Below are 13,599 nucleotides of genomic sequence, written 5' to 3' on the forward strand. Positions count from 1 at the left end.
GGAGGGAGAGGGCGGGGGGCGGGCCGCAGAGGTCGTGCGCAGGTGGTTCATGTTCAACGACGACCCCGAGCACGCGGCGGCCCGCCGGGTCGTCGCGCCGCTCTTCGCGGCCGACCGGCTCGCCGCGATGCGTCCCGTCGTGGAAGAGCTCGTCGACGAGCTCCTGGCGGGGCGGACGGACGGGCTGGAGGTGATGGCGGAACTCGCCGTCCCGCTCTCCAGCCGGGTCATCTGCCGGATCCTGGGGCTGCCCGGGGAGGTCGCGCCCCGGCTGCACGACTGGGCGCCCGACATCGCGGCGCTGCTGATGGCGGACTACCTGCCGGAGGTCAGGACCAGGGGTCATCGCGCCTTGCGGGAAATCGCGGACGTGGTGGACGAGGCCCTGCGCTCGGAGGTCCGCGAGGGCACCGGGCTCTGGCTGCTGCGCAACGCCCACCGAGGAGGCGTCATCGAGGCCGCCGACGTCTGGGCCACGGCGAGCCTGCTGATCTACGCCGGGTTCGAGACCACCTCGACCTTCATCGGCAAGGCCGTTCGGGCCGCGCTGCACGCCGATGCCTGGGCCGACCTGCGGAGCGGTGAACCGGGCTCGGTGGTCGACGAGCTGCTCCGTTTCGACACCTCGGTCCAGCAGGTGGCCCGGGTGGCCACCGCGCCGGTGGAGGCGGCCGGTCACCTGATCGCGGAGGGGGATCTCGTCCTGCTGATGCTCGGCGTGGCCAACCGCGACCCGGCCGCCTTCGTCGACCCGGACCTTCTGGACTACGGCCGCGAGATCAGGCGGCACCTCGGCTTCGGCTTCGGCGCGCACTACTGCCTGGGGGCGGGGCTGGCGCGGATGGAGTCCGAGATCGTACTGGAGCGCCTCGCCGGCAGGTGGGCGGATCTCGCCCTCGACGGGCCGCCGGTGACGAGGCAGCACTTCGGCATCACCCTCCTGGAACGCCTGGCCGTGCGCGGCACGGCCTCCTGACGGCCGACCGCAGATCCCTGAAAGGAGAGTTGGGATGACACGAGTGACGAGCGGCTCCCCGGAGTCGGCGGACAGCCTCATCGGTGGGGAGCGGGTGTCGCGGCACCACCTCCGCCAGTTCCTCACCCACCAGGATCACCGGGGCGACAGGGACGTGGTGGAGCGCGTCGCCCGGGCGGACCAGGAACTGCTTGCCGGGGACAGGAGTGGTCTTTGATGCAGGGAATCGTGAACGAACGGACGGTGGTCCGGATGCTCGGCGCGATCGTCGACGCGCATCCGGACGTGGTCGCGGTCGAGTGCGGCGAGCAGAAGCTCACCTACCGTCAGTTCTGGGACGCGGCTGCCGCGGTGGCCGGACGCATACGGCAGGCCGAGGGCCACCGGAGCGGTTGCCTCGTCGGTCTGCTCTTCGAGCGCGGCATCGAGGGCATCGTGGCACAGCTCGGAAGCTGGCTCGCGGGTGCCGCGTACCTGCCGCTCGACCCGGCACTGCCGGACGGCCGGGTGGAGGCGATCCTGCACGACGCCCGGCCGGTGGCCGTGCTCGCGCAGGAGGGGCTCGCCGGACGGGTGCCCGCGGGTGTTCCGGTACTCGACAGCACCGGGGCGGCCCCGGCGTCGGTGTCGCCGGCCCCGCTGGCCTACGTCATCTACACCTCCGGTTCGACCGGTACGCCCAAGGGCGTCGAGGTCGGCCACGCGGGCCTGGCGAACCTGGTGTCCTGGCACCGGGAGACCTACGGCACCCGGCCCGGGGTGCGGGTGGGAGCCTTCGCCGGGCTGGGGTTCGACGCCACGGTCTGGGAGGTCTGGGCGGCTCTCGCGAGCGGGGCGACGCTGGTGCTGCCGACCGAGCGGCTGATCGTCGACAGCGCGGTGATCGCCGAGTTCATCGAGCGGAGCGCCATCACGCACTGCTTCCTGAGTACCCCGCTCGCCGAGCAACTGTTCGCCCTCCCGGCCCCGCCCGTCGGCCTGGCCGTCCTGCTGACCGGCGGGGACCGTCTTCGGGTGAGCCCGCCGGCCGGCTTCCCCGCCGCGGTCTTCAACCACTACGGGCCGACCGAGGCCACCGTGGTGACCACCGCCAGCGCGGACCTGCGCCGCTGCCCCACCGAGGGCGCGCCGGTGATCGGACGCCCCATCGCCGGCGCGAAGGTCCGGCTGGTGGATGCCGACGGGGTCGAGGTCGCCGAGCCCGGTGTGCCCGGGGAACTGCTGATCGGAGGCGACGTCCTGGCCTTCGGCTACCGGGGCGACCCGGAGCTCACCGGCCGCAGGTTCGTCGCCGACCAGGACGAGAACCGCTGGTACTCCTCCGGCGACCTCTGCCGCTGGACGGCCGACGGCGAGCTGGAGTTCGTCGAGCGGCGGGACGCCCAGGTCAGCATCCGCGGTCACCGGGTGGAGCCGGCCGAGGTCGAGCAGGAGATCCTGGCCGTTCCCGGAGTGGACCAGACGGCCGTCGTCCACGTGCCGGACCAGGACGGCGGATCGCTGCGCGCCTTCTTCTGCGGCGAGGCCGAGCCGGGCGACATCCGCGCCGCACTGACCGGTCGGCTGCCCGCGTACATGCTCCCCACCGGGCTGCACCGGCTCGTCGCGATGCCGCTGACACCCAACGGCAAGATCGACCGGAAGGCCCTGCCGGACACTCCGGTCGCAGCCGCGGCCGAGCCCTCCCCCCTCGGCGCCACCGAGGCGCGGATCGCCGAGATCTGGTCCGAGCTGACCGGGAACCTCCCCCGCTCCGGGGACAGCTTCTTCGAGATCGGTGGGCACTCGCTGATCGCCGCCCGGGCGGTGTCCCGGACACGTGAGCAGTTCGGCATCAAGATCGGGCTGCAGGCCATCTTCAACCATCCGGTCCTCGCGGACTTCTCCGCCGAGGTCGACGAAGCCGTCAGGAGTGCAGAGTGATGCAGGACCAACGGCCCCTCGTCATACTGGAGTTCGGGAACGAGGTGCCCCGGAGGACCTTCGGCGCCATCCTGCCCGACGGTTGGCAGGAGCGGACCCTCAGGATCGACCCATTGCACTACCCCGGCCTCGCCGACGGAGTCGTCGGGACGGCCGAGCAGGCCGCCCACTGGGCCGAGCGGATCACCGCCGCCGGGCCGCTCCCGGTCGCGGTGCTGGCCTACTGTTCGGCCGTCGGCCTGGCCTCGGCGCTGGTGGAGGCGCTGCCCGGGCCGGACGTCCCGCTCATCGTGCTCGACCCGGCACCGGCCGATCCCAAGACTCCTCAGGAACTGCTGGACGACCTCGCCCTGGCCATGGACGAGTCCGCCGAGGTGCCCGTGATCACCGGCCTGCCGTCCGGTGACGCGCTCACCCTGGCCGGCTCCTTCCTGCTCTCGGTGATCGTCGGCTGCTCGCCCGGGCTCGACGAGGAGATCCTGGTCGAACTGACCGAGGGGCAGCGGGCCTGGCTCAGCTTCACTCTGACCGCGGCGGTGCCCCCGCAGGCCCCGCCGGCTCCCACCCACGTCCTGCTGAGCGAGGCGCTCGACTGGCCGGGCTCCGGGGCGGTGCACCGGGTCGATGTGACGGCGGAGGAGCTGTTCCACGCGCCTGCCGTGAAGGTCCTGCTCACCAACCTGCTGGCCACCGGGGAGAAGGAGGAGCCGTGCAGCCGGCCCTCGTAGAGCGTGACGCCGTCGACGTACCCACCCCGGAAGCGGTGGAAGCCGTGACGGCCGAACTCGACGGGGCCGCCTCGTGATCACCCTCCTGCCGCCCGGCGTGGAGGTCGAGGAGGCGCACGGTGATCTGCCCGACGTCCCGCTGCAGCCGGGGGAGGCCGAGGCGGTTGCCAGGTCACCGGTCGCCAGGCGCCGCGAGTTCGCCACCGTCAGGCACTGTGCCCGAACCGCCCTCGGTCGGCTCGGCATCCCCCCGGCCCCGATCCTCCGGGGCACGGCGGGGGCACCGCAGTGGCCGTGCGGCGTGGTCGGCAGCATGACCCACTGCTCGGGCTACCGGGCGGCCGCGGTCGCCCGGGCCGGGCCATTCCGCTCCCTCGGTATCGACGCGGAGGTCCACCAGCCGCTGCCCGACGGGGGCCTGCGCCTGATCACGTCGCAAGCCGAACGGCGCCACCTCGCGGAGCTCCTCCGCCGGGACGCGGAGGTGCACTGGGACACGCTGCTCTTCGCCGTCAAGGAGAGCGTCTACAAGGCGTGGTACCCCCTGGGCGGCATCGTGCTCGACTTCGTCGACGCCGAAGTCGTCCTCGACCCGGAGAACGGGACCTTCACCGCCCAGCTGCCGGCTTCGGAGTCGACGGCCGACGGGGCCGGCCCGGTCTTCTTCGAGGGGCGGTGGCGGGTGGCGGACGGGCTGGTCCAGGCCGCGAGCGCCGTTCCGGGTCGGCCGTGCACCTCCGGCCCGTCCCATTGAAATCCTCGGAAGCAGTGGAAATCCTCTCTGAATCGGTCACGTCGGTCCGGGAATTCTGTAAACCATTGATGTGAAGATTGGCTGGCCAAGTGGAAGACCCCTACGATTTCGAGGGTGACAGGGCCTGGTTCGAACTGTGGAACGGTCAAAGGGGGTTGTGGCTCCAGCATCAGCTGGACGAGGGCCGGGCGGAATCCAACCTTCCGCACTGGCAGCACTTGTACGAGGCGGTGGACATCGTCGCCGTGCGCCGTGCCGCAGCCTTCCTGACGGACCGGCACCAAGCGCTGCGGCTGTCCTTCCGGGACACTCCGGAGGGTCCGCGCCAGCGTGTCCTGCCCGAATTCGACCCGGACGTACCGCTCGTCGACCTGACCGGCGCGGCTGATCCGACGGCCGAACTGAATCGGCGCGTCCGGGACGAGAACGCGACCCCCTTCGACGAACTCGCCACCCCGCCGGTGCGGTTCAAGGTGTTCAAGCTGGCCGCCGACCACCACTGCCTCTACGTGAACGTGCACCACATCATCGCGGACGGCACCAGCATGGGCATCCTCATACGCGAACTGCTGCTCTGCTACCGAGCTTTCGCCGCGGATGGAGAGCCGGAGCTGCCCCCACTCCCGACGACCTACGACGCCTTCGTACGGGGCCGGCGGGAGTGGCTGGCGAGCGACCGGAGCAAGGCCATGGAGGTGTACTGGCTCGACCAGCTGGCCGCCCCGCTGCCGCGGCTGCGCATCGGGGACTACGACGCGCCCGCCGATGAGGTGGTGAACGAGACGCTGGAGTTCGACGTCGAGGCCGACACGGCCGCAGGGCTGGCGGCACTGGTCAAGAAGCTGCGCGTCACGCCGCACATCCTGCTGCTCAGCGTCTACGCGGTCGCGTTGCGAGACATCAGCGCCGACGACGACATCGTGGTCTGCGTCCCGTTCTCCGGCCGGGACACCAAGGAGTTGAACGGCATGTTCGGCAGTTTCGTCAACCCGCTCTCCGTCCGGGTGCGGATGTCGGGTGCGGACCCCTTCGAAGAGGTCGTGCGCCGGACCAGAGCCGTGAGCATCGGCGCCTATGCGCACAGCCGTTATCCGTTCACCCTGCTGCTCGAGAAGCTCGATGTGGAATCCCGACCCGGCCGGAACCCGGTCTTCTCGACCTCCTTCCAGTTCGCGGACTTCCTGCCCCCGGCCCGGCAGACCTCGCAGCTCGACCTCTGCCTGTTCGGCAAGCCGGACGGCGACCGGCTCAGTCTGCGGCTCAACTACAACTCCCGACGGCTGGCGAAGTCCGAGGCCGAGGAGGTCCGGTCGGCCTTTCTGGCCGTCCTGCGGACGGTCGTCGAGGACGTGACGGTCTCGCTGGCCGCCCTGGCGGAGCCGCTGGCGCGGGCCCGGCGGGCGGCGCGGACCGTACCCGCCGGCCGTCGTCGGCTGGGGGCCCTGCGAGCCTCCCGGCCCGGGACGCCGAACGCCTGAGCCGGTATTGCGCCATCTCACCGAAAGGAAGGGCCCATGGACGGACAGCGTGACGACGACGGCTACGTCGTGGTGATCAACTCCGAGGAGCAGTACTCCATCTGGCCGCAGGGCCGCGAGCTGCCCGCCGGCTGGCGGGAGACGGGCGAGCGGGGCTCGAAGGAGGCCTGTCTCGCGCACATCGACGAGGTGTGGACGGACATGCGTCCGCTGACCCTGCGCCGGGAGACGGCGGGCGGGACCGGCCGATGAGGGTGACGGTCAGGCCGCTCGCCGAGCGGCCACAGGCGGCCACGCGGCTGTTCTGCTTCCCGTACGCCGGCGGCGGTGCCTCGGTGTTCCGCGACTGGGCCGCCGCCCTGCCCGCCGACATCGAGCCGTGGTCGGTACAACTTCCGGGCAGAGAAGACCAGTTGGGCGCCCCGCTGTTCGACCGGATGGGCGCGGCGCTCAACGTCCTGGTGCCCTCGGTCATCCAGCACCTGAACCGTCCGTTCGCATTCTTCGGACACAGCATGGGCGCCTTGATGGCCTGGAACCTCACCCGCACCCTGCAGCGGATGGAGATCGGCTCACCCACCCGGCTGTTCGTCTCGGGGTGCGTACCGCCCCAAGCCCGGAAGGAGAGCGCGTACCACGCCGGTCCGGAGAAGGAGCTGATCGGGAAACTGCGCTCCTGGTCCGCGACACCGGAAGCGGTTCTGGCGGACCCGGAACTGATGCGCCTGATGCTCCCGGTGATCCGGGCCGACCTCGCGGTGGTCGAGACCTACCGGTTCACCGACGGGCCGCTGCTGACCTGCCCGGTCACGGCGTTCGGCGGGACCGAGGACGATCCCGCGGGCATCGCGGCGATGCCGCGCTGGGGCGAGCTCACAGCCGGCGGCTTCGACCTGCGGATGTTTCCCGGAGGCCACTTCTTCCTGCACTCCGCCCGTCCGGCCGTGCTCGCCGAGATCGCCGGGCGGCTCGCCGCCGTGCCCCGGCAGCACGGCCACTGACCCGAAGCCCTTCGAAACAACCATCCTCTCGATCGACGGATTTAGGTGGAACGACATGTCGCAGCGGTCCGTGATGGACGTCGTCTCGGATGTGTGGACGGCTGTCCTGCACACCGAGATATCCGGTCCTGACGCCAACTTCTTCGCGCTGGGCGGCAATTCACTGCAAGGTGCCAGAGCGATCAGCCAGCTGCGCGAGGAGCTGGGCATCCGGATTCCGCTCAGCGTGCTCTTCGACGCACAGACCCTCGTCGAGCTGACCGCGGCCATCGAGGCGATGCGGGAGACGGAGCCCGGGGCGGAACAGACCATCGAGCCGTTCGACGGGCGCTCGGGCGAGGTCTTCCACGCGCCCACCTCGTTCACCCAGCAGCGGCTGTGGGTCGACGAGCACATCCAGGGTCCGAGCTCCCGCTACAACATCCCGATGGCGAACGAGCTCGTGGGCCCGCTCGACATCACGGCCCTGGGGCAGGCCGTCCAGGCGCTGGTCGACCGGCACGAGGTCTTCCGCACCACCATCAAGGCGGTCGACGGCATCCCCGAGCAGGTGATTCAGGCCAAGGCCGAATTGCCGCTGACCGTGGTCGACCTCCGGGACGAGCCGGAGGAGAAGCAGGAGCAGGTTCTGGCCGGTCTGCTCCTCGACTCCGCCCAGCGGCCGTTCGACGTGGAGCGGGGGCCCCTGCTCCGGGTCGAGCTGTACCGGCTGGACGAGGACTGGCACGTCCTGCTCATCAACCTGCACCACATCATCACCGACGTGTACTCCTTCGAACTCGCCATGGCCGAGCTGCTGGAGCTCTACGCCGCCGCCGCCGACGGCGGGATCCCGGCGGCCGTGAAGCCGCCGGTGCAGTACGCCGACTACGCCGCCTGGCAGCGGCGCACGGTCACCGGGACCACGCTCGAACGCCAACTGGACCACTGGAAGGACCGACTGCGCGGCCCGCTCCCCGTGCTGGACCTTCCGACCGACCTGCCGCCCCGGGAGAGCGGCACGAGCCAGGGGGCGTCGGTGGACATCGAGCTGCCCCGAGCGGTGTCGCGCAGGATCCGCGAGCTGTCCAGGGAGCACAACGCCACTCCGTTCATGACCATGTTCACGCTGCTCAACGTGCTGCTCAGCCGGTACAGCGGCCAGACGGACATCGTGGTCGGCATCCCCAGCGCCAACCGTGATCTGCCGGAGCTCGATTCCATGCTCGGATGCTTCCTCAACACCCTCGCCGTGCGCAGCGACCTGTCCGGCGACCCGACGCTGGCCGAGCTGCTCGGCCGGGTCCGGGGCAGGATCCTGGAGGCCTTCGCCCACCAGGACGTCCCCTACGAGCGGGTGGTCAACGCGGTCTCGACCGACCGTTCCTCCCGGCAGGGGCCGTTCCGGGTCATGCTGGCGTACCAGCACGCGGTCCCGGCGCCGGAGCTGGCCGGGATCACCGTCAACGACGTCGAGTTGGGCCTGAACCTGAAGGCGGTCAAGTTCGACCTGGTGTTCCGGGTCGTCGAGACCGAATTCACGTACCGCCTCGCGGTCGACTACAACACCGACCTGTTCCTCGAGGACAAGGCCTGGCGCATCCTCGACCACCTGGCCGTGCTCGCGGCCGACGCGGTGGCCGCTCCCGCCAAGCGCCTCTCCGAGCTCACCATCCTTCCCGAGGATGAGCGTCGTCAGCTTCAGGAGTGGTCCACCGCCGACTGCGGTCCGTACCCCACGGACCTCTTCCTGCACCGGCTGTTCGAGGCGCAGGCGCTCAGGACCCCGGGCGCGGACGCGGTGGAGAGTGGCGACGAGCGGGTCAGCTACCACGAACTCGACCGCAGAGCATCCCGGTTGGCCGACGAGTTGACGGCGCGCGGCATCGGCACCGACGATCTGGTCGGCCTGTGCGCGGACCCGTCGGTGGACCTCATCGTCGGCATCCTCGGCATCCTGAAGTCCGGTGCCGCCTACGTGCCGATCGATCCGCTCGCCCCCGTCGACCGGATGTCGTACGTCGTCGCGGACAGCGGGATGAAGATCCTGGTCACCACCCCGGAACTGCGGGACCAGCTGCCGGCGGCCGTCCTGGAGAACGTGGACGTGGTGAGCACCGCGCAGGACGGCGCGCAGGACGGCACCCCGGGGTCCGCGCTGCATCCCTCGCAGCTGGTGTACCTGATGTACACGTCCGGGACCACCGGCCGGCCCAAGGGCGTCGGCCTGCCGCACACCGCGATCACCCCGTGGATCCAGTGGGCCCAGGACATCCGTCCGATCGGGCCCGGCACCCGGGTGGTGCACAACCTCTCCTACCACTTCGACTGGTCTGTCGAGCAGATGTTCCACGCACTGACCGCAGGCGCCTGCCTGGTCATGCTGCCCCGTGAGGTCAAGGCCGACGGCCGGGCCACCGCCCGGTTCATCAACGAGCAGTCGATCCACATGCTGTACCTGACGCCGACCCAGATGCGCGGCATCACCGACGCCGGCCTCGACATGCCGACGCTGCGGCACGTGTCCATGGGCGGAGAGAACCTGGACGCCGACCTGGTGGCGCGAACCCGCGCGGTCGTCTCCGCCGGGTGCGAGATCTGGAACGAGTACGGGCCGACGGAGACCGCGGGCGCGGCCCTGGTCGGCCGGATGGGCGACGAGCCGCTGGAGCGCAGCTCCATGCCGCTGGGTGAGTTGATCGCCAACGCCTCCTGCGCGGTGGTCGACCGCTGGGGGAACCTGCAGCCCATCGGCGTGCCCGGCGAGCTCTGGATCGGTGGTGACGGCGTCGCTCGCGGCTACCGCAACCAGCCCGCCCTGACCGCCGACCGGTTCGCCCCGGACCCGGCCCGGCCCGACCGACGCCTCTACCGCACGGGTGACCTGGTGCGCCGCCTGCCCAACGGGGAGATGGAGTTCCTGGGCCGGGTCGACAATCAGGTCAAGATCCGCGGCGTGCGGGTCGAGCTGGAGGAGATCGAATCGGTGCTGCGCGGTCACCCGGAGGTGGCGAACGCCGTGGTGGTCCTGGAGCCCGACCAGCGGCTGGTCGCCCACGTGGTCAGGACACCGGGCAGCGGGCTCGACGAGGCCGCGCTCCGTGCCCACCTCGCCCCGAAGCTGCCCATCGTCATGCAGCCGGCCGTGTTCATGTGGCTCGAGGCCATGCCGCTCTCCCCGACCGGCAAGGTGGACCGCCAGCGGCTGCCCCGACCCGAGCCGATTCCCGTGCTTCCGACCGCCGTGACGCCGCCGAGCACGGAGACGGAGCGCACCGTCGCGGCGGCCTGGGCGGAGGTGCTCGGGTTCGCCGAGGTGGACGTGCGGGCCAACTTCTTCGAGGCCGGCGGGGACTCGTTCTCCCTGCTGGCGGTCGTCAGCCGACTGCGGGCCGAGCTCGAACTGGACATCCCGGTGCGCGCCCTGGTCGACGCGCCGACCGTCGAGACGCTGGCCGCGTACATCGAGGCACTGCGCCGGGCGGCCTGACATCCGTACTTCCGAGCCGTGGCGGTCGCGGAACGGCGAGAGCCGAGTCCCCGGCGAGCCATACGCCCCTGCGCCTCCGCCGCGGGGCGACGAATCCTTCTCGGCCTCGTCGGTGCCTGTCCCGGTCCGGCGGTCAGTTCGACAACGATGGGAAGTGACGTCATGAGCGACACCGCGGCTCACGACATGGCGGCAGAGACTCTGCCCGAGCTGTTCGCGGCCCAGGTGGCCCGCACCCCCGACGCCGTCGCGCTCGTCGGCGCCGATGCATCCCTCACGTACGCCGAGCTGGATGCCAGGGCCGGCCGACTGGCGCGGTCGCTCACGGCCAAGGGGGCGGGGCCCGAAACGGTCGTGGCGGTCGCGGTGCCGCGATCCGTGGAACTGGTGGTCGCCCTCTACGCGGTGCACAGGGCCGGGGCCGCGTACCTTCCGGTCGATCCGCTGCTGCCCGCCGAGCGGGTACGGGAGATGACCGAGGACGCACGGCCCGTGCTGATGCTCGACAGCGAGGACGTCCGGCGGATGTCGGAGGAGGGCGCGCCCGAGGCGGACGAGACCGGGTGGCCCTCGCCGCACCCGTCGAGCACCGCCTACGTCATCTTCACCTCGGGATCCACCGGCCGGCCCAAGGGGGTGGCCGTGTCCCACGCGGCCATCGTCAACCGCCTGCGCTGGATGCAGGCGGAATATCCGCTGGGCCACGACGACCACGTCCTGCAGAAGACCCCCGCCGGATTCGACGTCTCCGTGTGGGAGTTCTTCTGGCCGCTGTGCGTCGGTGCGCGCCTCGTCCTGGCCGGGCCGGACGAGCACCGGGATCCCACCCGGATCGCCGAGCTGATCCGGGCGGAGCGGATCACGACCGTGCATTTCGTCCCGTCCATGCTGCGTCACTTCCTCGAAGAGCCGACCACGGCCCGATGTGATTCGCTGCGCCGGGTGTTCGCGAGCGGCGAGGCGCTCTCGGCCGATCTGCGGTCACGGTTCTTCCGCCTCCTGGACGCCGAACTGCACAACCTCTACGGGCCCACCGAGGCCGCGGTGGATGTGTCCTACTGGCGCTGCGGCCCCGACGACCCACCCGGCCCGGTGCCGATCGGCGCCCCGGTGCGGAACACCCGGCTGTACGTTCTGGACGAGCAGCTGAACCAGGCCGCGCCCGGTGCGGCCGGCGAGCTCTACATCTCGGGTGTCCAGCTGGCCCGCGGGTACGTCAACCGGCCGGGGCTGACGGCAGAGCGATTCGTCCCCGATCCCTACGGCCCCGAAGGCAGCCGGATGTACCGGACCGGGGATCTCGCCCGGCGGGACCCCGACGGGGTCCTGCACTACCTGGGCCGCGACGACCACCAGGTCAAGGTGGGCGGCGTGCGCATCGAACTCGGCGAGATCGAAGCGACGTTGGCCCGGCACGCCGCGGTCGCCGACGCGGTGGTGGCCGCGAGGCCCGACGAGGCCGGCGGGACGCGGCTGACCGCCTACCTCGTACCCGACCCCGTCGAGGCCGCCGCGCTGCGGAACCTGTGCCGCCTCGAAGAAGCCGGGCTCCTCGACCGGAAGGACCTGCAGACCCTGCCGAACGGCATGGCCGTCGTCGCGTCCAACCGGTCGGAGGCGGACTTCCTGTACCGCGAGATCTTCGAAGAGGGCGAGTACCTGCGGCACGGGATCACGCTGCCCGACACCGGGGCCTGCGTCTTCGACGTGGGCGCGCACATCGGGTTCTTCTCGCTCGCGGTGGCCCGCTCCCGTCCCGGCAGCGTGGTCCATTCGTTCGAGCCGATTCCGCAGCTGTTCCGCATGCTCGAACTCAACACCCGGCTGCACGGGGTCGACGCCAGGCTGTACCCGTGCGGCCTCGCCGAAGAGGCGGGTTCGGCGTCGTTCACCTACTATCCGCAACTTTCGATAATGTCGGGGCGATTCGGTGACATCGCCGAGGAGCGCGGTGTCCTGGAGGCCTTCGTCCGCAACGAGCAGCCGATGCGGGAAGCCCTTCCGCAGAGCGGTGCGGCGGATCTCGACAGTCTGCTCACGGAGCGGCTGCAGCACACCGACGTGACCTGCGAGCTGCGCACGCTGTCGGACGTCATCGACGAGACCGGTGTGGAACGGATCGACCTGCTCAAGATCGATGCGGAGAAGAGCGAACGCGCGGTGCTTCTGGGACTCCGTGAGGAGCACTGGAACCTGGTCCGCCAGCTGGTGATCGAAGCGCACAACGCCCCGGGCCGGATCGACTGGATCCGGGGCCAACTGGAGGAGCGGGGGTACCGGGTCACCGTCGACGGGCTGGCGATGCTCTCGGAGACCGGTCTGGTCACCCTCTACGCAGTCCGCGGCGGGCAGCCGGCCTCCGACGGCGGGGAGAGTGCCGCACCGGCGTACCGTGGGTCGGGCTGGTCGTCCCCGGATCTGTACGTCGAGGACGTGCGGCGAGAAGCGGAGCTCCGGCTCCCGCCACAGATGGTTCCGGACCACTTCGTGATCGTCGACGCGTTTCCCCTGACGGCCAACGGCAAGCTCGACCGGGCGGCACTGCCTGCGCCCCGGCGCCGACCGACCGGGAGACCGGCCGCTCCGCGCGACACGACCGAGGTGCTGCTCCGCTCCTTGTTCGCCGACGTGCTTGCCGCACCCGACATGGGGATCCACGACGACTTCTTCCGTCTGGGCGGCAACTCGTTCGACGCGATCCGCCTGGTGGCCCGGATCCGTGAGGCGCTGGGTGTCGGAGTGACCGTCCCGAGCCTGTTCAAGGCCCCGACAGTGGCCGCCTTCGCCGAACTGCTGGCCCATGGATCCGACGGAGCCCCGTTCTCGCCCGACGCATGACCCTTCCGCGCGTCGATGCTCGCCTCCGCGGTGCCGCACCGCCCTTCCGGCTGATGAGGGGACAACCGACCGTGTCCGGACTGCTGATCCTGGACCGGGACCCGCGCCACCGCCCCACGCATCCCGGAGGGGCACTGTCACGTTGACCGACCGGGTGGGACGATCTTCTGGTCGGTCATGCCGGGAGGGGGGCGTCCGTGGACGGCGCGCCGCCGCCGCACGGCCGTCGACAAGGTCACCACCCTCCGGTTCGACCGACACGGCAACCGAGGGGCCGGGCCGCCGGGCCGAGGGACTCCGAACACGTCCGCCGGGCCGTCGGGCCCGTCGCGGTCCTGGGCTGCCGGCTCGAACGAGCTGGACGTCCACGGCCGGCCGCGTCCCCTGGTCGCCCGCACGCGCGAGCGTCACCAGCAGATCCACGAACGCATC

The 13,599-nt window shown here is 71.0% G+C and carries 9 protein-coding genes and 1 pseudogene; all 10 read left to right on the forward strand.

Translation table 11 applies throughout. The features are described 5' to 3' along the window. A partial coding sequence (locus ACIQOV_RS06705) for a cytochrome P450 (RefSeq protein WP_401045680.1) occupies positions 1–976 on the forward strand: 976 nt, incomplete at its 5' end. Between the two features lie 34 nt (positions 977–1,010). Further along, the gene (locus ACIQOV_RS06710; RefSeq protein ID WP_401045684.1) at positions 1,011–1,193 is read left to right on the forward strand and encodes a hypothetical protein; all 183 of its coding nucleotides are present in this window, start codon (positions 1,011–1,013) and stop codon (positions 1,191–1,193) included. Then, complete coding sequence (locus ACIQOV_RS06715) at positions 1,193–2,899, forward strand: amino acid adenylation domain-containing protein (RefSeq protein WP_401045687.1); 1,707 nt, start codon at positions 1,193–1,195, stop codon at positions 2,897–2,899. The genes ACIQOV_RS06710 and ACIQOV_RS06715 overlap by 1 nt, the downstream gene beginning before the upstream one ends. After that, a complete protein-coding gene (locus ACIQOV_RS06720; protein WP_401045690.1) occupies positions 2,896–3,627 on the forward strand; it encodes a hypothetical protein in 732 nt (243 codons plus the stop codon). The genes ACIQOV_RS06715 and ACIQOV_RS06720 overlap by 4 nt, the downstream gene beginning before the upstream one ends. Before the next feature lie 73 nt (positions 3,628–3,700). Beyond that, positions 3,701–4,381, forward strand: coding sequence for a 4'-phosphopantetheinyl transferase (locus tag ACIQOV_RS06725; protein ID WP_401045693.1), 681 nt, complete (start codon positions 3,701–3,703; stop codon positions 4,379–4,381). Positions 4,382–4,470: 89 nt separating this feature from the next. After that, on the forward strand, positions 4,471–5,859 hold the full coding sequence (locus ACIQOV_RS06730) for a condensation domain-containing protein (protein ID WP_401045696.1): 1,389 nt from the start codon (positions 4,471–4,473) through the stop codon (positions 5,857–5,859). A gap of 36 nt (positions 5,860–5,895) precedes the next feature. Continuing rightward, the gene (locus tag ACIQOV_RS06735) at positions 5,896–6,111 is read left to right on the forward strand and encodes an MbtH family protein (RefSeq protein WP_401045699.1); all 216 of its coding nucleotides are present in this window, start codon (positions 5,896–5,898) and stop codon (positions 6,109–6,111) included. Next, entirely contained in the window at positions 6,108–6,860 is a 753-nt protein-coding gene (locus tag ACIQOV_RS06740) for a thioesterase II family protein (protein ID WP_401045701.1), read from the forward strand. Before ACIQOV_RS06735 ends, ACIQOV_RS06740 begins: the two co-directional genes overlap by 4 nt. A 55-nt stretch (positions 6,861–6,915) precedes the next feature. Further along, a complete protein-coding gene (locus ACIQOV_RS06745) occupies positions 6,916–10,329 on the forward strand; it encodes an amino acid adenylation domain-containing protein (protein ID WP_401045704.1) in 3,414 nt (1,137 codons plus the stop codon). A 186-nt stretch (positions 10,330–10,515) separates the two neighbouring features. Further along, a pseudogene (locus tag ACIQOV_RS06750) lies at positions 10,516–13,167 on the forward strand (amino acid adenylation domain-containing protein); the annotation flags it as partial. Between the last annotated feature and the right edge of the window lie 432 nt (positions 13,168–13,599).

Source organism: Kitasatospora sp. NPDC091257 (assembly GCF_044757675.1).
Lineage (GTDB): Bacteria > Actinomycetota > Actinomycetes > Streptomycetales > Streptomycetaceae > Kitasatospora > Kitasatospora lactacystinica.

Excerpts from the sequence above, each read along its gene's own strand:
- ACIQOV_RS06710 (WP_401045684.1), top strand. The coding sequence starts at position 1,011 with ATGACACGAGTGACGAGCGGCTCCCCGGAGTCGGCGGACAGCCTCATC.
- ACIQOV_RS06715 (WP_401045687.1), top strand. The coding sequence starts at position 1,193 with ATGCAGGGAATCGTGAACGAACGGACGGTGGTCCGGATGCTCGGCGCG.
- ACIQOV_RS06735 (WP_401045699.1), top strand. The coding sequence starts at position 5,896 with ATGGACGGACAGCGTGACGACGACGGCTACGTCGTGGTGATCAACTCC.
- ACIQOV_RS06740 (WP_401045701.1), top strand. The coding sequence starts at position 6,108 with ATGAGGGTGACGGTCAGGCCGCTCGCCGAGCGGCCACAGGCGGCCACG.
- ACIQOV_RS06745 (WP_401045704.1), top strand. The coding sequence starts at position 6,916 with ATGTCGCAGCGGTCCGTGATGGACGTCGTCTCGGATGTGTGGACGGCT.